Source organism: Actinomadura sp. CNU-125, assembly GCF_001942465.1.
Classification (GTDB): Bacteria; Actinomycetota; Actinomycetes; order Streptosporangiales; family Streptosporangiaceae; genus Spirillospora.
Genome location: NZ_MKJY01000166.1, coordinates 18,130 through 37,821, shown reverse-complemented (window position 1 = coordinate 37,821; position 19,692 = coordinate 18,130). Strand labels below are relative to the sequence as shown.

The window sequence follows — 19,692 nt, the reverse complement described above, 5'->3', positions numbered from 1 at the left end:
CGACCCTCCACGTTCGTCGTCGGCCCGGTGGGCCCGGGCGCCGCTTCAGGATGCGGCGCGGCGGGCGCGGGAGTCTTGAACGCTGTTGCGGTACGCGCCGGGCGTGACCCCGAGGACGCGGCGGAACCAGCGGGTGAGGTGCGCCTGGTCGGCGAATCCGACGAGCGCCGCGGCGTCCGCGGGAGGGTGCCCCGCGTCCAGCAGGACGCGGGCCCGCGACACCCGGTGCTGCGCCAGCCACGCGTACGGCGGCATGCCCACGACGTCCCGGAACGCGCGGAGCGTCTGGTAGCGCGACAGGCCGAGGTCGGCGGCGACCTCCGCCAGGGGCGGCGGCCGGGTCAGCTCGTCGGACAGGCGTTCGGCGACACTGCGAGCGATCCGTGCGGCTCCCGGGCCCGCGTGTGCGGGCCCGGTGCCGACGCGCGGGATCGCGTGGCGTCGGACGAGTGCGTCGAAGACCTCCAGGAGCCGGGTTTCGGCTTCGAGCGGGTCATCGCCCGCGCGGAGGGCGCGGTGGGCCAGGCGGAGCGCCTCGCCCAGTGACGGGTCGTCGATGACGGGGCCGCGGAAGTGCGGTTCGGCGTTCCCGGGCACGGCGGCGCGCAGCAGTTCGGCGGTCGGGTACAGGGCCAGGTACGCGAACCCCTCGGGGCGTGCCGGGCCGCCGGTGTGCGCCTCCCCCGGTTCGACCACGACGACGCCGCCCGCACCGGAGTAGACGTTCTCGCCGCGGTACCGCATCGTCTCGACGCCGTCGACCGTCACGCCGATGGCGTACTCGTCGTGGACGTGCGGCGCGTAGTGCCGACGCCCGATGCGGGCGGTCAGGAGGTCCAGCGGCGACTCCTGCACGTTGTGGACCCGCGTCCAGCTGACCCGGTCGGGCATCACCCGTGGGACGGGGCACGCCGACGTCCCCGCCGCGCGTGGAGGGTCAGGCGGAGAAGACGGTGCGGAGCCGCCAGCGGTCCCGGTCACGGCCCAGCTCCGCGACGGCCACCCCCTCGGCGCCGCTGACCCGGACCCGGTAGATCCGGCCGTCGTCGCCCGGCGCTCCGTACGTCTTCAGTACCTCCCGCACCGCGTAGCGCGTCCCCCGCCACTCGTACGCGGTGAGGCGTCCGGCCGGGTCGTGCTCGGCGCGGACCGGCTCGTTCAGCAACTGCCCCATGAGTCCGGGACCCTATCACGCTCTCGAACACATGTTCGCAGGTCAGTGGGGTCGGTGGAGGCGTGTCGCGGGTGGTCGGGCGCGGGCCGGGCGCTGTCCGAGATCGCATTTCTCCCCCTGTGCCGGGCGGGCCCGCGGTTCGCGGGCCGTCTCCTTGAGTTACCGACCAGCGAACCACCGGCGGGCCGTGCACACCCCTTCGTCCACAAACTGTGGATAACTTTGCGAGTCGGTCGACACGCCCGCGACCAGCGCGGATGTGGACATCTTCTCCACAGGAAATCCCCAGGCGGGAGGCAGTTTCGCAGGTCTGGCGGCGACATGGGGGCTCATCCTCACAGGTGTTCAGATGACCGGGTTCCCACACCCACTGTCCACAGCCTGTGGATAACTCTTGTGCACAGCCTGGGGATCTCGGGCCGATCCGTTGTCCACCATTCTTCCCCAGGTCCGTCCCCAACCCAAGAATCGGCTGTCCACAGGTGGATAACGTTCTCACCTGGACGAACGGCGGCCCGTGACGCCTTGTGACCGACTGGTAGCACAGGCTGTGGACAACTTCCTTCCACAGGCGCCCCGTGTCGGTGGAAAACGTTGTCCACCGATAATCCCCAGTTCTGTCCCCAGGTTGAGGGCGCCACGCGGGCGTCGACGGTCTCGTGATCGCTCGCCGCTCAGGCTCCGGGGGTGTCCGCGGACGAGGCCAGGTCGTCCAGGCGGATCAGTTCGTCGTTCAGGTCGGCGCGCTCGGCGTCGGTGAGAGGCACCGCGCGCGCCTCGGACAGGAAGGTGCGGGCGCGGGCCGCGTCGTCGAGGTGGAGGGCCGTGTCGGCGCGCATGGTGAGGGCCTTGAAGCGTTGCGGCGCCGTCAGCGGTTCGCCGGTCTCGAAGAGCTTGTCGAGGATTCTGGCCGCCGCTCTGTGGTCTCCCTTGGAGTCGCCCAGGAGGGCGGCCATGTGGAGGGCCTTCGCGACGGGCTCGGTGGGGATGGGCGCGTGGTCGAGGTTCTCGGAGATCTGCTGGCCGATGCGGAGCTGGATGCCGTCCGGGTCGGTCAGGAGGAACTGGCGGACGCCGTAGGTCATGTCCTTCAGGACGCCCACCCTGGGCAGGCCCCGCGTCGGGACACGGCCGAGTGCGGCCTTCAGGCCGCTGCGGAACGACTCGTAGAGGGCGTCCACGTCGTCGGTGACGACGTAGCACATGTGCATGGACGCGGCCGGGTCGTGCTTCTTCCAGCCATAGAACTGGACGTCGATGTCCCCGTGGCGGACGCCGAGGAAGGGGTTCGGGCGCGTCTGCCAGGTCGTCTGCTCGAAGCCCAGTGCTCGGTAGAACTCCCAGGTGTCGGCGATCGAACGGCACGGAAAGATCGGAATCGTTTTCTGGCCCATGGCGGGAGCGTAGGAGGAATGCTCGCGTGTGGTCAAGTTTGAATAGCTAAATCGGTTGGCCGTGGGCCGGTGCCGCGGACAGACTCGGCGGATGAGCACGTTGACGCTGTGGCGACCCGTCGGACCGGCCGAGCTGGAGCTGCTGCGCGCCGCGGGATGGCGTGCGTGGCCGCCGCGGCTGCCGGACCAGCCGATCTTCTATCCCGTCCTCGACGAGGACTACGCGATCAAGATCGCGCGGGACTGGAACGTCCCGGCGCACGGGTCCGGATACGTGACGCGGTTCGAGGTCGACGCCGCGTTCGCCGAGCGCTATCCCGTCCGGCAGGCCGGCGGGCGGACGATCCTGGAGCTGTGGGTGCCCGCGGAGGAGCTCGCCGAGTTCAACGCCCATATCGTCGGCCGGATCGAGGTCGTGCGCGAGTTCCACGCGGCGGAGGGCGACGGTGCGTGAGCTGATCAGGGCGGTCGACGAGGGCCGTGGCGGCGCCGGGTGGGAGCTGGCGGACCACTTGCTCGGTGTCGCGGCGGGGCCGCCCGAGGCCGCCGAGCGGGCGCTGGACGGCCTGGCGGACGTCACGCCGCGAACGTGGCTGCGCCTGGACGTGGCGCTGCGATCGTGGTGGGCGTACGGCCGTACCGGACCGGAGGGCGCGGGCGCCCGCGGCGCGGGCGCCCTCGGTGCACTCGTCGCGGCGTGTTCCGGGGACGGACGGCGGCGCGAGGCGGCCCTCACGCGCGCGTGCATGGAGACCGACCCGCGGTTGCTGCCGGTTCTCGTGATCCGGACGGCCGACTGGGTGCGGCCGGTCAGGGAGCGGGCCCGTGCCGTCTTGGCGCGCGCGCTGGCCGAGCCGCCGACGCTCCCTGCCGTGGGCGTCGCACTGGCTATGCGCGACTGGACCCGTGGGGGTCACGCCGTCGAAGTGATGAGCGAGGCCATGCGGGATGTCCATGGGGCACGTTCGGCTGCGCACCTCCCTACGCGCCGTCTTGCGTACGACCTCTGGCTTGAGGATGAAACCCTTCCGACGGACGCGATCGTCAAGGCCGCCTTGGACGAGCCGGACCCGGTCGCCCGCCTGCGGTGTGCCGAGCGGGTCGCCCAAGGACGGGACGTCCGGGCGCTGCAACGACTCTTGGGTGCGAAGTCCGTTCCGGTTCAGGTCGCCGCGCTCACCGAGTTGGTGAAGCTCGGGCACCCGGAACACGGGCTGCCGTTCATGTCCGCGAACTCGGCGCCGCTGCGCGCCACCGCGCAGTGGGCTGCGCGCCGCGCGGGCGTCGACCCGGCCGTCCGCTATCGCGAGCCGGAAGCGGACGCCGCCGGGGCGCGGGGCAGGGTCGCGGGGCTCGGCGAGTGCGGCACGGCCGGGGACTTGGCGCTGGTCGAGCCGTACCTCGGGCACGCGCGTCCGCGCTTGCGCGCCGAGGCCGTCCGGGCGTTCCACCGGCTCGGCGGCCCGGCGGCGACGCTCGCACCGATGTTCGTGGATCCGGCGCCGGTCGTCGTCCGCGCCGTGTCGCGGATCCTGCGCGGGGAGGGTGGGCGCGTCCTGCCGGACCGGCGGCTGCGGCACCTCCTGTCCGCCCCCGGATGGCCCCGCCATGTGCGGCGGGCGGCGTTCGTGCTGTCGGCGGCGCGCGGTTCCTGGCCGCGCGTGGAGGCCGATCTCCTGCTGCTGCACTCGGACGATCCGGAGCTCGCCGCGCTGGGCCGGAGCGACCTCGGCGCGTGGCTGCGCACGGACGCCGCGAAGAACTACGCCGTTCCGCGTGCCGAGACGCGTCGGCGCGTCCGGGAGCTGCTCGCGTCGGCCGAGCCGGTGCTCGGGGAGAGGAACGCCCGGACGGTGCGCTGGTACCTCGGCCTCGACCGGTGAACACGGATGTCCACAACCTGTGGATAACTCTTATCCCCAGGCGTGGACAAACGGTGACGCGCAGTTATCCACCGGTTCGCATTGGCCCCGCCTGCTGGGGAAACAGCATCTGCCCTGGCCAGAAGGATGCGCCTGACTCTTGTCCACAATCTGTGAATAACTTGCTCCACAGTCCCGGGACGGCGCTGTCCCCAGCGTCGTCCCCAGGAAATCCCCAGGATCACCGTTTTCCCCAGCCGCCGCCACCGGCCACACCGGCGGACGGACGCGCGGTCAAGCCCGGTCGGCGAAGCTCTCGACCTTCGCGATCGGGCCGGCCACCAGGATCACGTCGCTGTACTGCAGGACGGTGTCCGCGGTCGCGTACGTGAACTGTTCGCCCGGCGACTTCACGCACACGACGGTGACGCCGTGCCGGGAGCGCAGGCGCGTCTCTCCCAGGGGAACGCCCTCGATGTCCTGCGGCGGATGCGTCTTCACGAGCGCGAAGTCTTCGTCGACCTCCACGTAGTCGAGCATCCGGCCGCTGACCAGGTGCGCGACGCGCTCGCCCATGTCGTGCTCGGGCAGCACGATGTGGTGCGCGCCGATCCGCTCCAGGATGCGCTTGTGCTGGTGCGTGACGGCCTTGGCCCAGATGTTGTCCACACCCAGCTCGACCAGGTGGGACGTCGTCAGGATGCTGGCCTCCAGATCGCCGCCGATCGCGACGACGCCGCGGTAGAACTCGCCGACCCCGAGTTCGCGGAGCGCGTCGATGTCGGTCGAGTCGGCGGTGGCGATGTGCGTCAGCCGTCCGGACAGGGCCTGGACGACCTTGGGCCGGTGATCGATCGCGAGCACCTCGGTGCCGCGCTCGGCCAGTTCGAGGGAGAGCGCGGTGCCGAACCGGCCGAGGCCGATCACCACGACGGGGTCTTTCCTGCTGTCAGCCAACGATGGGTCGCTCCTCCGGTAGTTCGTAGCGCCGCACGCGTCTGCGCAGCGCCAGCGCGGTGGCCATGGTCAGCGGGCCGATGCGCCCGGCGAACATCAGCACGATCAGCAGGATGTGACCGGACGCGGGCAGGTCGGCGGTGATCCCTGTGGACATCCCCACCGTGCCGAACGCGGACACCACCTCGAACAGCACCCTGTCCAGGGTGTGAGCGGTGAGGATCAGCAGGGAGACGGTAGCGGCCGCGACGAGCCCGACGGCCAGCAGGACGATACCGATCGCCTGCCGCTGCGTGCCCGGCGGCAGCCGGCGGTTGCCCACGTTGACGTGCACGTCCCCGCGCATCTCCGCCCACAGGACGAACGCCAGCAGCCCGAACGTCGTCACCTTGATCCCGCCCGCGGTCCCCGCACTGCCGCCGCCGATGAACATCAGCACGTCCGTCACCAGCCAGCTCTCCGGCCGCATCTCGGCGACGTCGACGTTGTTGAACCCCGCCGTGCGCGGCATGACGGCCATGACGAACCCGGCGAGCCACCGCGACGGCCGCGAAAGCCCGCCCAAGGTGTCCGGATTGTTCCATTCGAGCGCCGTGAGGACCAGCGTTCCGCCGACGAACAGCACGACGGACGTCCCGACGGTGACCCGCGTCAGGATCGACCACGTCCGGGGGCGCCGCCACCGGCGCGCCAGCTCGAACCACACCGGGAAACCGAGCCCGCCGACGATGATCGCGGCGCAGATCGGCAGGCAGACCCAGGGGTCGGTCACGAACCCCATCAGGCTGTCGGACCACAGCGCGAACCCCGCGTTGTTGAACGCCGACACCGAGTGGAAGACGCCCAGGTACGCGGCGCGGCCGAGCGGCTCGTCGTACCCGAACGCGAACCGGGCTGTCAGCAGCACCGCGATGACCGCTTCGCAGCTCAAGCTGAACACGACGACGTTCCGCACGACGCGGCGCACGTCCGGCATCTGCAGCGTCTTCGTCTCGGCCTGGGCCGCCATGCGCGCGCGCAGCCCCACCCGTCCGGACAGGAGGATCGCGAAGAGGGTCGCCAGGGTCATCAAGCCGAAACCGCCGACCTGGATCAGGCACAGGATGACGATCTCGCCGAACGTCGACCAGTACACCGGCGTGTCCACGGTGATCAGGCCGGTCACGCACACCGAGGACGTCGCGGTGAACAGCGCGTCCAGTAGCGGGGCGCTCCCGGGGCCCTGGCGCGCGGCGGGCAGCGACAGCAGCAGCGTCCCGACGAGGATCATGAACGCGAACCCGGTGACGACGACCTGGGCCGGATGCTGGAACCGCTCCAGCAGCACCGACCCCCGGGGCTTCAGCCCCCGCCGCGGCAACCGAACCCGCCGAACCACGTCCTTCTCTCCACGCGAACCACATTAAGAGGCCGACAAGTCGCATTTCGGCCCGACATGTGAAGGTACCGGCAAATTCCGGTGGGACGGTCGCTGCCGCGCGGCGCACGACCCCCGTGCCGCCTTCGCGCGGCGTCAGCCGACGATCGGCCGCTCCTCGGGCAGTTCGTACCGCCTCGTCCGCTTGCGGAGCGCGAGGGCCGTGGCCAGCGTCAGCGGGCCGATGCGCCCGACGAACATCAGCACGACCAGCATGACCTCACCGGACATCGGCAGGTCGCCCGTAATGCCCGTGGACAGCCCGACCGTGGCCGTCGCCGACACCACTTCGAACAGCACCTGGTCCAGGGCGTGGCCGGTGAGCGACATGAGCACGATCGTCGCGACCGTGATGAGCCCCGCGCTCAGCATCACGATCGCCATCGCCTGCCGCGGCGTCCCCGGCGGCAGCCGCCGGGTGCCCACGTTGACGTGCACGTCCCCGCGCATCTCCGCCCACAGGACGAACGCCAGCAACCCGAACGTCGTCACCTTGATCCCGCCCGCGGTCCCCGCACTGCCGCCGCCGATGAACATCAGCACGTCCGTCACCAGCCAGCTCTCCGGCCGCATCTGGGACGTGTCCACGCTGTTGAACCCGCCGCTGCGGGGCATCACCGACAGCACGGCGCCCGCCAGCCACCGCGTCGGGCGCGGATGCGTGCCCAGCGTGCCGTCGTTGTTCCACTCCAGGGCGGTCAGGACGAACGCGCCGAGGACGAGCAGCACCGTCGTCGTCCCGACGGTGACGCGGGTCAGGATCGACCACGTGCGCGGACGCCGCCACCGGCGCGCCAGCTCGAACACCACCGGGAAACCGAGCCCGCCGATCATGACCGCCGCGCAGATCGGCAGGCAGATCCACGGATCGCCGACGAACCCCATCAGGCTGTCCCGCCACAGCACCAGCCCGGCGTTGTTGAACGCCGACACCGAATGGAAGACGCCCAGATAGACGGCCTTCCCCGGCGGCTCGCCGTAGGCCCAGGCGAGACGGCCGGCCAGGACGACCGCGACCAGCGCCTCGCACGTCAGGCTGAACAGCACGACGTTCCGCACGACGCGGCGCACGTCCGGCATCTGCAGCGTCTTCGTCTCGACTTGGGCCGCCATGCGCGCGCGCAGCCCCACCCGTCCGGACAGGAGAATGCCGAAGAGGGTCGCCACCGTCATCAGGCCGAGGCCGCCGACCTGCATGAGTCCGAGGATCACGAGTTCGCCGAACAGCGACCAGTGCGAGGCGGTGTCCTGGGTGATCAGCCCGGTGAGGCACACCGCGGACGTCGCGGTGAACAGCGCGTCGACCGGGTCGGCCGCGGGCTCGTCGGCGGTGGCGTGCGGCAGCGACAGCAGCGCCGTCCCGATCAGGATGGTGATCCCGAACCCGCTGACGACGACCTGCGCCGGGTGCTGGAACCGCTCCAGCAGGGCGGCGCCGCGAGGCTTCAACCGTCCGCCCCCGCGCAGCCGACCCGGGCCCCGGCCCGCTTCCGGGCCCGGACCGCATCACCTGTCCGGCATGCCACCACACATCGCACGCGCCGACCGTACCGGCATTCCGCCCCTGACCGGCCCCGAACCGCGCGCCCCGAGACACGAGGCGGCGCCAGGACAGAGCGAGACGCCCCGGAGTCGCTCGGTCCGTCGACGGCGTGGCCGGCTCTGGGCTCTTACTACGTCAAAAACCCCCGCCCGATATCGGGAGGGGGTTTCTGTGCGGTGGGCCTGGGAGGACTTGAACCTCCGGCCTCATCCTTATCAGGGATGCGCTCTAACCGACTGAGCTACAGGCCCGCACTGCGGCCGTCCTTGGCTGCGCAACAGGAGATTACCGCATCTGGAGCGGCAACCGGAAATCGATAGCGGACGGCCGCGGCGGAGCGCGCGCGCCGGAACTACTCGGCCTCCTTGAGGGTCACCTCGACGCCGCCCACCAGGTCGGCCGCCAGGTTGTAGATGACGGACCCGATCGTGGACAAAGCCGTGATGAGCAGGACGTTCAGGGCACCGACCAGCACCGTGTAGCCGAAGACGCGGAAGAACGAGAACCAGCCCGCGGCGTCGACGCCGCCGGACGAACCGTCCTGCTCCTCGGTGAGGCTGTTGATCGTCTCGCTGAGCGCGTCGAACACCCCGAGGCCGGACAGGATCATGTAGAGGATCACGACCGCGACCAGCAGGACGACGAAGCAGACCACCGACAGGACGAAGCTGAACTTCATCACCGACCACGGCTCGAGGCGGGCCAGCTGCAGCTGCGCCTTACGGGACGGCTTGCCGCCGCCCCCCTTGCCGCCCTTGCCGCCGGGCTTGCCGGACGCGCCGGACTGGCCCGCGCCGGCGGCCGGACGGTCGCGCAGGACGGTGCCCGCGAAGCCGCCGGGAGACGATGGGGACGACGCTCCGGGCCCGGACGCCGACGGCCTGCACCCGCACGGGGACGGGCGGGGCCGCCGCGGCGGACGGGGGCGGTGCGGGCTGCGGTGCGGGCGCGGGCGCCGGTGCGGGCGCGGACGGCTGCTCGGTGCGGCCCGCGGAGACGGAGGCGGCGGGCTCGGCGGGCTTGGCCCAGTCGGAACCGCCGGACGAACCGGACGAACCGGCCGAGGAGCCGCTCGACGAACCGCCGCTCGACGAACCGCTCGTCGAGTTGCTCGTCCCGGACGCGTCCTTCGCGGAGCCCTTGGCCCCGGCGGACTTAGAGCCCGACGAACCGGTCGAATTCGTCGAGTTCTTCGAACCCGTCGAGTTCGACGAACCGGACACGGGGCGGTCGACGACCGTGTCGTCCGAGATCGCCTTCGATCCGGACTTCGATCCGGACTTCGATCCGGACTTCGGCTCGTCCTCGACCTTCGCGAGGTCGGTCCTCGTCTCGTCCGCCCCCGTCTCGATGTCGGCCTTCGCCTCGTCGCGGCCCGGCTTGGCGGAGGCGGCCGCCACCGTCCTGCCGCCGGGCTTCTTCGCGCTCCCCTTGCCGGAGCCGCCCTTGCTTTCGCCGGGCTCGGTGCTCACGTGTCGTCCTCCTGGCCCAGTGGCGGTACGAGGCCGGCTCCGTCACTCGCCGTCGGCACTCTCGCCACTCTCGGCTTCCTCTGCGTCATCCATGGACTCTACGTTCCTCGCGATGGCCACCACGCTGTCCCCGTCCGCGAGGTTCATCAGGCGCACGCCCATGGTCTGCCTGCCGGACTGCTTGATCTCGGCGGCGGTGGTGCGGATGACGCGCCGTTGGACGTCATCGCGAACACCTCGTCGTCCGGGCCGACCATCAGGGCCCCTACCAACATGCCGCGCGCTTCCACGATCTTAGCCGTGAGAACACCCTTACCCCCACGCCCCTGGAGGGGGTACTGGTCGACCGGCGTGCGCTTCGCGTAGCCGTTCTCGGTCGCGACCAGCACGTCCTGCCCGCCGCCCTGGGCGACCAGCATGTTGAGGACTTCCTGGTCTTCCTCGAAACGCATGCCGATCACGCCGGACGTGGCGCGGCCCATCGGACGCAGCGACTCGTCGTCCGCGCGGAACCGGATCGCCTGGGCGCCGGTCGAGACCATCAGCAGGTTGTCGTCGGAGGAGACGAGCCGCGCCGCGATCACCTCGTCGTCGTCGACCAGGTTGATCGCGATGATGCCGCCGGTGCGGGGCGAGTCGAAGTCGCGCAGCGCCGTCTTCTTGACGCGGCCCTTCTTGGTGCCGAGCACGAGGTAGGGCGCCACTTCGTAGTCGCGCAGGTCCATGACCTGGGCGATGTGCTCGTCCGGCTGGAAGGCCAGCAGGTTCGCGACGTGCTGCCCGCGCGAGTCGCGGCCGGCGTCCGGCAGCTCGTACGCCTTGGCCCGGTAGACGCGGCCCTTGTTGGTGAAGAACAGGATCCAGTGGTGCGTCGTGGTGACGAAGAACTGGTCGACGATGTCGTCCTGCTTCAGCTGCGCGCCGCGCACGCCCTTCCCGCCGCGCTTCTGCGCCCGGTACAGGTCGGTGCGGGTCCGCTTCGCGTAGCCGCCGCGGGTGATGGTGACGACGACGCCCTCTTCGGCGATCAGGTCCTCGTAGGACACGTCGCCCTCGAACGGGATGATCTGGGTGCGGCGCTCGTCGCCGAACTTCTCGACGATCGGCGCGAGCTCGTCCCCGACGATCTGTCGCTGCCGCTCGGGCGACGCGAGGATCTCGTTGTAGTCGGCGATCTCCGCCATGAGCTTGTCGTACTCGTCGGTGATCTGCTGGCGTTCCAGGGCGGCGAGCTTGCGCAGCTGCATGTCCAGGATGGCCTGCGCCTGGATCTCGTCGATCTCCAGCAGGTTCATCAGGCCCTGCTGGGCCTCCGACGCCGACGGGGAGCGGCGGATCAGCGCGATGACCTCGTCGATGCGGTCGAGGGCCTTCAGCAGCGCGCGCAGGATGTGGGCGCGCTCCTCGGCCTTGCGCAGCAGGAACCGGGTGCGGCGGACGATGACGTCGATCTGGTGCGCGACCCAGTACCGGACGAACTGGTCCAGCCGGAGCGTGCGGGGGACCCCGTCGACCAGCGCGAGCATGTTCGCGCCGAAGGTCTCCTGCAGCTGGGTGTGCTTGTACAGGTTGTTGAGGACGATCTTCGCGACCGCGTCCCGCTTGAGGACGATGACGAGCCGCTGCCCGGTCCGTCCGGACGTCTCGTCGCGGACGTCCGCGATGCCGTCCAGCTTGCCGTCCTTGACCCCGTCGGCGATCTTGAGGGCGAGGTTGTCCGGGTTGACCTGGTAGGGGAGCTCGGTGACGACGAGGCAGTTGCGGCCCTGGATCTCCTCGACCTCGACGACGGCCCGCATGGTGATCGAGCCGCGGCCGGTGCGGTAGGCGTCCTCGATGCCCTTGCGGCCGACGATCAGCCCGGCGGTCGGGAAGTCGGGGCCCTTGACCCGCTCGATCAGCGCGTCGAGCAGTTCCTCGTCCGTCGCGCCGTAGTTGTCCAGGTACCAGCGGACGCCCTCGGCGACTTCCCGCAGGTTGTGCGGCGGGATGTTGGTCGCCATCCCGACGGCGATGCCCGCGGACCCGTTGACCAGCAGGTTCGGGTAGCGCGACGGCAGGACGTCCGGTTCCTGCGAGCGGCCGTCGTAGTTCGGGGTGAAGTCGACGGTCTCCTTGTCGATGTCGCGCAGCAGCTCCATCGCCAGCGGCGCCATGCGGCACTCGGTGTACCGCATCGCCGCCGCGGGGTCGTTGCCGCGCGAACCGAAGTTGCCGTTGCCGTCCACCAGGGGGTAGCGCATCGACCACGGCTGCGCCAGCCGCACCAGCGCGTCGTAGATGGCCGAGTCGCCGTGCGGGTGGTAGTTCCCCATGACGTCACCGACGACGCGCGCGCACTTGAAGTACCCGCGGTCGGGCCGGTAGCCGCCGTCGTACATCGCGTACAGGACGCGGCGGTGCACCGGCTTCAGGCCGTCTCGCACCTCCGGAAGCGCGCGCGCGACGATGACCGACATCGCGTAGTCGAGGTAGCTCTTCTGCATCTCGACCTGGATGTCGACCGGTTCGATCCGCTCGCCGGGGTCTCCGCCCGCCGTCGTCACGTCCGTCACTCTGATGACCTCTTCTGCTGCTGGAAGGGAAGGAAGTACGGTCGCCGCTGCGGTTCAGGCCGCTGGGAGCCCGGCCCGCACCCGCGCCTCAGATGTCGAGGAAGCGCACGTCCTTGGCGTTGCGCTGGATGAACTCGCGGCGGGGCTCGACCTCTTCGCCCATGAGGACGCTGAACAGCTCGTCCGCCTGCGCCGCGTCGTCGAGCTGCACCTGGAGGAGGACCCGCTTCGCGGGGTTCATCGTGGTGTCCCACAGCTCGTTGGCGTTCATCTCACCGAGACCCTTGAACCGCTGGACGAGGTCGCGGGGGCGCGGGTCGCGCTTGCCCGCGGCGATCCCGGCCTCGATGACCGCGTCGCGCTCGGAGTCGGAGAACGCGTAGTCGGCCTCGTTGCCCCGCGCGTCCCACTTGATCTTGTAGAGCGGGGGCTGCGACAGGTACACGTGGCCGGCCTCGATCAGCGGCTTCATGAACCGGAACAGCAGCGTCATCAGCAGCGTGTTGATGTGGTGGCCGTCCACGTCGGCGTCCGACATCAGGATGATCTTGTGGTACCGGAGCCGGGAGACGTCGAACTCGTCGTGCACGCCGGTGCCCAGCGCCGTGATGATCGCCTGCACTTCGGTGTTCTTGAGGATCTTGTCGATCCGCGCCTTCTCGACGTTCAGGATCTTGCCGCGGATCGGAAGGATCGCCTGGAAGTGCGGGTCGCGGCCGCCCTTGGCGGAGCCGCCCGCCGAGTCGCCCTCGACGATGTACAGCTCGGACCGGCTCGGGTCGGTGGACTGGCAGTCCGACAGCTTGCCGGGCAGCGACGTCGTCTCCAGCAGGCTCTTGCGGCGGGTCAGATCCCGCGCCTGCCGTGCCGCGACCCGCGCGCGCGCCGCCTGCGACGCCTTGTTGATGATCTCCTTGGCCTCGCCCGGGTTCTCCTCGAACCAGTCGCGCAGGTACACGTTGCACGCGCGCTGGACGAACGACTTCGCCTCGGTGTTGCCGAGCTTCGTCTTCGTCTGGCCCTCGAACTGCGGGTCGGCCAGCTTGATCGAGATGATCGCGGTGAGGCCCTCGCGGACGTCCTCGCCCGTCAGGTTGTCGTCCTTGTCGCGAAGGAGCCCCTTGTCGCGGGCGTACCGGTTGACGATCGTCGTGAGCGACGCCCGGAACCCCTCCTCGTGGGTGCCGCCCTCCGCCGTGTTGATCGTGTTGGCGAAGGTGTGCACCGACTCGGCGTACGACGAGTTCCACTGCATGGCGATCTCGACCGACATGCCTTCGGTGTGGTCCTCGAAGTAGACGACCGACTCGTGGACCGCCTCCTTGCGGGCGTTGATGTAGCGGACGAAGTCCTCGATGCCGCCCTCGTAGTGGTACCGGACGACGTGCGGCTCGCCCTCCCCGTCACCGTTGGAGTGATCGGGACGCTCGTCCCGCAAGGTGATCGACAGCCCGCGGTTCAGGAACGCCATCTCCTGCATGCGCCGGGACAGCGTCTCGAAGTTCCATTCGAGGGTCTCGAAGATCTCGGGGTCCGGCCAGAAGGTGATGCGGGTGCCGGTCTCCGTCGTCGCCTCGCCCTTGCGCAGCTCCGTCTCCGGGCCACGCCAGTTGTAGGACTGCCGCCAGACGTGACCGTCCGTGCGCACCTCTGCCTCGAGACGGGTGGACAGCGCGTTCACCACCGCCGAGCCGACGCCGTGCAGGCCGCCGGACACCGCGTAGGACTTGCCGTCGAACTTGCCGCCCGCGTGCAGCGTGGTCAGCACCAGCTCGATGGCCGGCCGCTTCTCCACCGGGTGCTCGCCGACCGGGATGCCGCGCCCGTTGTCGAGCACGCTCACGCCGCCGTCGGCCAGCAGCGTCACCACGATGTCGTCGGCGAAGCCCGCCAGGGCCTCGTCGACGGCGTTGTCCACGATCTCGTAGACAAGGTGGTGGAGGCCGCGCTCACCCGTCGATCCGATGTACATGCCCGGGCGTTTGCGCACCGCCTCAAGACCTTCGAGGACAGTGATCGAACTAGCGTCGTACGCCAAAGGAGATCCTCCTGCCGGGGATGTCTGCCGCCCCGCGCCCGGAGGGAGCGCGGTGTGCCCCGTAACACACATGTGGGCGCCTGATGGGCTCTGTTCACACCTGTCCAGAGCCCCGGGCACCCCACGGCGGCGCAGCATCCTGTACCCGATGTCATTCTACCGGGTCGCACGGCGAAAAGTGGCACTCATGCGGCCCTGTGTGCACGTGTGGCGGCCCCATGGAACCGGAGGCACATCCCCCCATTCCTCCAGGGGGGTTCTCTGGCCTACGGCGCGCTCGTCGCCGAACTCGTCGCCCTGCATCCCGAACAGATGTTCTCACCCGGCACTGACAAGGTTCGCCCTCCGGCGGCCCTGGACGGCCCGGCGTGTTCGGCCCGGCGGACGGTTCGGCGTCGGCGATTCGGTCGGCGATTCGGTCGGCGATTCGGCGCGCGTCAGCGCGCGCGCCACGCGCCGCCGCGGCGCGGGCCCGACCCGGCCCGACCACCTTCACGCGGCGGACCGTCCCGTGCCCCAGCTCCTGGTTCAGCCGCCGCACGAGATTGGACGACAGCAGCCGCAGCTGCGTGGCCCACGTCGCCGAGTCGGCGGCGATGGTCAGCTCGCCGTCCTCGAAGTGCTCCGGCCGGGTGTGTTCGGCCAGTTCGGGGCCCACGATCGCCGCCCAGTTGCCGAACACGCCGCCGACCGCCGCCCGCTGTTCCCACCCGCGTGTCGCCATCAGATCGCGGATCGCGGCCCCGAACGGCTTCGTCGCCGCCGCGCCCCGGATCCCGGTTCCGCACCGGCAGGCCGCCGCCCTTGCGGCGGTTCTTGTGCCCGGGGAGGGTGCCGCGCTTGATCGCGTCCGCCTTCGCCTGGGCCAGCGCCTCCCGCGCCAGCTCGATCCCCGACTTCCCGGACGCCGCGATCTGATCGACGGCTTCGGACGATTCGGTCGACTCGGCGGACTCGCCGCCTTCGCTACCTTCGCCGGGCCCGCCGGGCCCGCCGGGTTCCGAAGCCGCGTCGGGCCCGTCCACATCCTGTGGATCCTCGCTCATGTCACCCTCCTCCCCACAGCCTGTGGACGACCATTCTCGCCGGAACCGCCGACACCCGTCCGAACGAACCGTCCACGCGCGACGCCCGCGCGTGTCGTTCACGTGTGGTGCGCGTATGGTTCGCGCGCCGTTCGCGCGTCCGTCGGTCCGTCGGTCCGTCAGTCCCGGACGACGTGGCCGTCGGACACCGCGAACGTCGCGCCCGTCAGCTCGTCCGGCACATCGGCGGGGACGGCGGCGGTGATCAGGACCTGCTCGGCCGGCGCCACCATCTCGGCGAGGCGGCTGCGCCGGCCCGCGTCCAGTTCGGCGAACACGTCGTCGAGGATGAGCACCGGGTCGTCGCCGTCGGTCCGGAGCAGGTCGAACGCGGCGAGCCGCAGCCCCAGCGCGAACGACCACGACTCGCCGTGGCTCGCGTAGCCCCGCGCGGCAGTTCGCCGAGGCCGAGGACGAGCTCGTCCCGGTGCGGGCCGACGAGGCTGACGCCCCGCTCCAGTTCCTGCTTCCGCGTGTCCGCCGCGGCCGCGAGCAGCTGCTCGGCGAGTTTTCCACGGTCTGTGGACAACTCCGCGTCGCCCAGCGAACTCCGGTACCGCAGGTGCGCCGCGTCGCTGCCCGGGGCCAGCGCCGCGTACGCGCGCGCGACGAGGGGGCCGAGCGCGCCCACGAGATCCAGCCGCGCAGCCAGCAGCTCGGCGCCCGTCCGGGCGAGGTGGGAATCCCACACGTCCAGGGTCGCGAGGACCTCCTGGCCCGGCGCGCGCCGGTGCGCCGCCGCCGACTTCAGCAGGGCGTTGCGCTGCTTGAGCACCCGGTCGTAATCGGCCCGGACGCCCGCGAAGCGCGGCGCGCGCGCGGTCAGCAGCTCGTCCATGAACCGGCGCCGTTCCCCCGGGTCGCCCTTGACGAGCGAGAGGTCCTCGGGGGCGAACAGCACGGTCCGCACCATCCCCAGGATCTCGCGCGGCCTGGGGACGGGGGACCGGTTCAACCTCGCCCGGTTCGCCTTCCCGGGGTTGATCTCCAGCTCGATGAGGGCCTTGCGCTCGTCCTTCACGGCCCCGACCCGGACGATCGCGCGCGGCGCGCCGTGCCGGACGAGCGGCGCGTCCGTCGCGGCCCGGTGGCTGCCGTGCGACGCGACGTACCCGACGGCCTCGACCAGGTTCGTCTTGCCCTGGCCGTTCGGCCCCACGAACGCGGTGACCCCCGGCTCGAGCGCGACCTCGGCGGTCGCGTACGAGCGGAAGTCCTGGAGCGAGAGGTGGGCGACGTGCACGGGACACGAGCGTAGAGCCTCCCGCCCCGTGCCCCGCCCGCCCCAGGACCTTTCCCGGTCCCCGCCCGCCCTGGGGGGCCGACCCCACTTCGAGTGTCCACCCGCCGCACGCGGCGGCGCGCGGGAACCACAGGCTGTGGATAACTCCGTCAGACGGCGGGCGGGGTCACGTCGGCGCCGGGGGAGTCGGCGCCCTTCGCGGACTCGACGGCGTGGCCGCCGAACTGGTTGCGGAGGGCGGCGACGACGCGCATGGCGGGGGAGTCGTCCTGGCGGGAGGCGAAGCGGGCGAAGAGCGACGCGCTGATCGCGGGGAGCGGGACGGCGTGGTCGACGGCGGCCTGGACGGTCCAGCGGCCCTCGCCGGAGTCGTTCGCGAAGCCGCGGATGTCGTCGAGTTCGGGGTCCTCGGCGAGGGCGCGGTTCATCAGGTCGAGCAGCCAGGAACGGATGACCGTGCCCTCCTGCCAGCTGCGGAACGTCTCCGGCACGTTCGTGACGACGTCGCTGGCCTCGATCAGCTCGTAGCCCTCGCCGAACGCCTGCATCATCGCGTACTCGATGCCGTTGTGGACCATCTTGACGAAGTGGCCCGCGCCGACCTTGCCCGAGTGGACGAACCCGAACTCGCCCTCGGGCTTGAGCGTCTCGAAGATCGGCATGAGGCGCCGCACGTGCTCCTCTTCGCCGCCGACCATGAGCGCGTAGCCGTTCTCCAGGCCCCACACGCCGCCGCTGACGCCGCAGTCGACGAAGCCGATGCCCTTGGCGGCGAGCTCCTCGCCGTGCTTCTGGTCGTCCACATAGTGTGAATTGCCGCCGTCGACGACGAGGTCGCCCTCGTCCAGGACTTCGCCCAGGCTGTTGACGGTGTCCTGGGTGGGACGGCCGGCGGGCACCATCACCCACACGGCGCGCGGCGGGGACAGGCGCTCGGCCAGTTCCTCGAGCGAGCCGACGTCGCTCAGTGCGGGGTCGTGGTCGTACCCGACGACCGTGTGGCCGCCGCGGCGCAGCCGCTCGGCCATGTTGCCGCCCATCTTGCCCAGGCCGATGATGCCCAGCTCCATGTTCACTCTCCCCTGTCGTCTGCGCGCGCCCGTCGGGACGCGCGCCGATCCGCGAGGGCGGCTCCCCCGCGGATCGTCCGTCCCCCCTGTGCTGCCCGTGAATCGGTCCTTATCCGGACAGACGCACCGGCATGATCAGGTAACGGTAGTTCGGGTTCGCGCCTTCCTCCGGCGGTTTGCCGGTGAGCACGGCCGGCTTGGTCGGGGTGGTGAACGACAGCCGGGCGACGTCCGAGCCGATCGCGGCGAGCCCTTCCTGCAGGAACCCGGGGTTGAAGGCGATGTCGATGTCCTCGCCCTCCAGGTTGGCTTCCAGGGCCTCGACGGCCTGCGCCTCGTCGCCCGTCCCGGCTTCGAGGACGACCTCGCCCTGGCGGAACGAGAGCCGGACGGGCGTGTTCCGCTCGGCGACGAGCGAGACGCGCTTGACGGCCTCGATGAACGGCGCCGTGTGGATCTCGGCGTGGCCCGCGTACTCGCTCGGCAGCAGCGACCGGTACTTGACGAAGTCGCCGTCGAGCAGCCGCGAGGTGGTGCGGCGGCCGCCGCCCGCGAAGCCGATCATGCCGTCGCCCGCGCCGGACGTGCCGCCGAGCGCGATCGACACCTCGGCGCCGGACGTCAGCGACTTGGCGGTGTCGGCGAGCGTCTTGGCGGGGACGAGCGCGACGGCGGAGAAGTCGGGACGCTCGGGCTTCCAGTGCAGCTCGCGGACGGCGAGGCGGTACCGGTCGGTGGACGCGAGCGTGACGGTCTCGCCCTCGATCTCGACCCGGACGCCGGTGAGCATCGGGATCGTGTCGTCCTTGCCCGCGGCGATCGCGACCTGGGCGACGGCGGCGGCGAACTCGTCGCTGCGACCGCGCCCGCGGCGGGCGGCATCTCCGGGAGGGTCGGGTAGTCCTCCACGGGCATGGTGAGGAGTGTGAACTTCGCGCTGCCGCAGCGCACCATCACCTTCGCCCCGTCGGTGGTGATCTCCACAGGGTGGGGAGGAAGGTTCCGGCTGATCTCGGCGAGCAGCCGGCCGGACACCAGGACGGTCCCGGCCTCCTCGACGTCGATCTCGGTGGCGACCTGTGCGGAGACCTCGTAGTCGAACGCCGAGAGCCGCAGCCGGTCCTCGTTGCCCTCACCCCCGGCCTCGATGTGCATGCCCGCGAGCACCGGGACCGGTGGACGGGGCGGCAGCGTGCGGGCCGTCCAGGCCACGGCGTCGGCGAGGGCGTCTCTGTCGATGCGGAACTTCAAGGGGACCCGCCTCCTGCAGGTGTCGGACAACGGTTCGGTCGGAGCACCTCGGTCCGGGCGCGCGGGGCGAGTTTTCCCCAGGCCCGAACTTGAGGTGACACTTTTCTTGGGTAGAGAAGGAGTGTGGTCTTAGTAGTAGGGGCTGTGGATACTGTGGACAGAGGCCATCGTCGCAGGTGAGGCACCCTAATTCGGTCCACAGGCGGGGTGTGTACAAGCTGTGGAGGACGAGAGGCGCCTGTGGAGGGCGATTTTTTGCCCACAGGCTGTCCCCAGGTCATCCCCAAGTTATCCACGAGTTTTCCACGGGTTCTCCACCCCGGTCTGCCGGTTCCGGTCGGACGCGGGGCTTCGCGGCTCGCCCGTCCACAGTTCGTCCCCAGGACATCCACAGGTTTTCCACTGGTTTTCCCCAAGTCGCGGGCGCCGGTGCACGGCCCGTCCACAGTCGTCCACACTTCATCCCCAGGTTTTCCACCGGTTGTCCACGGGGTTATCCACGGAAATCCCCAGAGTTTTCCACAACCTGTGAGTAACGGCTTCCGATTTGCCGAGAGGGTCGAATATGTCGTTTCTGTTCCGCTCGGCGGCTGTGGACAACGCGAACGGCGGTCGTCCACAGGCTCGGAGA

13 protein-coding genes, 1 tRNA gene and 3 pseudogenes are annotated in these 19,692 nt (G+C 70.5%); 2 read left to right on the top strand and 15 right to left on the bottom strand.

The genetic code is table 11. The features are described from left to right. Positions 1–45 precede the first annotated feature (45 nt). The 3 genes from BJF79_RS20160 to BJF79_RS20150 form a co-directional block, all read right to left on the bottom strand. Positions 46–891, bottom strand: coding sequence for a helix-turn-helix domain-containing protein (locus BJF79_RS20160; RefSeq protein WP_075899539.1), 846 nt, complete (start codon positions 889–891; stop codon positions 46–48). Positions 892–937: 46 nt separating this feature from the next. Then, the gene (locus BJF79_RS20155) at positions 938–1,174 is read right to left on the bottom strand and encodes a DUF6504 family protein (protein ID WP_075899537.1); all 237 of its coding nucleotides are present in this window, start codon (positions 1,172–1,174) and stop codon (positions 938–940) included. A 674-nt stretch (positions 1,175–1,848) separates the two neighbouring features. Continuing rightward, positions 1,849–2,568, bottom strand: a complete 720-nt coding sequence (locus BJF79_RS20150; protein WP_075899535.1) for a bleomycin resistance protein — start codon at positions 2,566–2,568, stop codon at positions 1,849–1,851. Positions 2,569–2,659: 91 nt separating this feature from the next. On the opposite strand from BJF79_RS20150, the gene BJF79_RS20145 reads away from it, so the two are divergent. Together BJF79_RS20145 and BJF79_RS53510 are read left to right on the top strand one after the other, a co-directional pair. Beyond that, positions 2,660–3,022 carry a hypothetical protein gene (locus BJF79_RS20145; protein WP_075899533.1) on the top strand — a complete coding sequence of 121 codons (363 nt, stop codon included), beginning with the start codon at positions 2,660–2,662 and terminating at the stop codon, positions 3,020–3,022. Continuing rightward, positions 3,015–4,451 carry a hypothetical protein gene (locus tag BJF79_RS53510; protein ID WP_075899531.1) on the top strand — a complete coding sequence of 479 codons (1,437 nt, stop codon included), beginning with the start codon at positions 3,015–3,017 and terminating at the stop codon, positions 4,449–4,451. Before BJF79_RS20145 ends, BJF79_RS53510 begins: the two co-directional genes overlap by 8 nt. 273 nt (positions 4,452–4,724) lie before the next feature. On the opposite strand, the gene BJF79_RS20135 is transcribed toward BJF79_RS53510, so the two are convergent. The 12 genes and pseudogenes from BJF79_RS20135 to dnaN form a co-directional block, all read right to left on the bottom strand. Continuing rightward, on the bottom strand, positions 4,725–5,387 hold the full coding sequence (locus BJF79_RS20135) for a potassium channel family protein (protein ID WP_187357026.1): 663 nt from the start codon (positions 5,385–5,387) through the stop codon (positions 4,725–4,727). Further along, on the bottom strand, positions 5,380–6,765 hold the full coding sequence (locus BJF79_RS20130) for a TrkH family potassium uptake protein (protein WP_410050115.1): 1,386 nt from the start codon (positions 6,763–6,765) through the stop codon (positions 5,380–5,382). The genes BJF79_RS20135 and BJF79_RS20130 overlap by 8 nt, the downstream gene beginning before the upstream one ends. A gap of 135 nt (positions 6,766–6,900) precedes the next feature. Beyond that, positions 6,901–8,253, bottom strand: coding sequence for a TrkH family potassium uptake protein (locus BJF79_RS20125; protein WP_075899527.1), 1,353 nt, complete (start codon positions 8,251–8,253; stop codon positions 6,901–6,903). A gap of 271 nt (positions 8,254–8,524) precedes the next feature. Continuing rightward, positions 8,525–8,598, bottom strand: a tRNA-Ile gene (locus BJF79_RS20120). 101 nt (positions 8,599–8,699) lie between these two features. Further along, positions 8,700–9,026, bottom strand: coding sequence for a DUF3566 domain-containing protein (locus tag BJF79_RS20115; protein ID WP_143220049.1), 327 nt, complete (start codon positions 9,024–9,026; stop codon positions 8,700–8,702). A gap of 40 nt (positions 9,027–9,066) precedes the next feature. Further along, the gene (locus BJF79_RS55615) at positions 9,067–9,819 is read right to left on the bottom strand and encodes a hypothetical protein (protein ID WP_075899523.1); all 753 of its coding nucleotides are present in this window, start codon (positions 9,817–9,819) and stop codon (positions 9,067–9,069) included. Between the two features lie 42 nt (positions 9,820–9,861). Continuing rightward, positions 9,862–12,374 (bottom strand): annotated as a pseudogene (gene gyrA / locus BJF79_RS20105) (DNA gyrase subunit A). 88 nt (positions 12,375–12,462) lie between these two features. After that, positions 12,463–14,412, bottom strand: a complete 1,950-nt coding sequence (gene gyrB, locus BJF79_RS20100; RefSeq protein ID WP_075899521.1) for a DNA topoisomerase (ATP-hydrolyzing) subunit B — start codon at positions 14,410–14,412, stop codon at positions 12,463–12,465. 151 nt (positions 14,413–14,563) lie between these two features. After that, on the bottom strand, positions 14,564–15,136 hold the full coding sequence (locus BJF79_RS60800; RefSeq protein ID WP_262402305.1) for a DUF721 domain-containing protein: 573 nt from the start codon (positions 15,134–15,136) through the stop codon (positions 14,564–14,566). Positions 15,137–15,616: 480 nt separating this feature from the next. Further along, positions 15,617–16,740: pseudogene (recF, locus tag BJF79_RS20090) on the bottom strand (DNA replication/repair protein RecF). Between the two features lie 149 nt (positions 16,741–16,889). Continuing rightward, positions 16,890–17,810 (bottom strand): phosphogluconate dehydrogenase (NAD(+)-dependent, decarboxylating), encoded by a 921-nt coding sequence (gene gnd / locus BJF79_RS20085; RefSeq protein ID WP_075899575.1) that lies wholly within the window; start codon positions 17,808–17,810, stop codon positions 16,890–16,892. 109 nt (positions 17,811–17,919) lie between these two features. Then, positions 17,920–19,061: pseudogene (dnaN, locus tag BJF79_RS20080) on the bottom strand (DNA polymerase III subunit beta). Positions 19,062–19,692: the final 631 nt, after the last annotated feature.

Coding starts and splice junctions, on each gene's coding strand:
- BJF79_RS20145 (WP_075899533.1), top strand. CDS start 2,660: ATGAGCACGTTGACGCTGTGGCGACCCGTCGGACCGGCCGAGCTGGAG.
- BJF79_RS20115 (WP_143220049.1), bottom strand. CDS start 9,026: ATGAAGTTCAGCTTCGTCCTGTCGGTGGTCTGCTTCGTCGTCCTGCTG.
- BJF79_RS60800 (WP_262402305.1), bottom strand. CDS start 15,136: ATGGCGACACGCGGGTGGGAACAGCGGGCGGCGGTCGGCGGCGTGTTC.
- BJF79_RS20155 (WP_075899537.1), bottom strand. CDS start 1,174: ATGGGGCAGTTGCTGAACGAGCCGGTCCGCGCCGAGCACGACCCGGCC.
- gnd (WP_075899575.1), bottom strand. CDS start 17,810: ATGGAGCTGGGCATCATCGGCCTGGGCAAGATGGGCGGCAACATGGCC.
- BJF79_RS20150 (WP_075899535.1), bottom strand. CDS start 2,568: ATGGGCCAGAAAACGATTCCGATCTTTCCGTGCCGTTCGATCGCCGAC.
- BJF79_RS20160 (WP_075899539.1), bottom strand. CDS start 891: ATGCCCGACCGGGTCAGCTGGACGCGGGTCCACAACGTGCAGGAGTCG.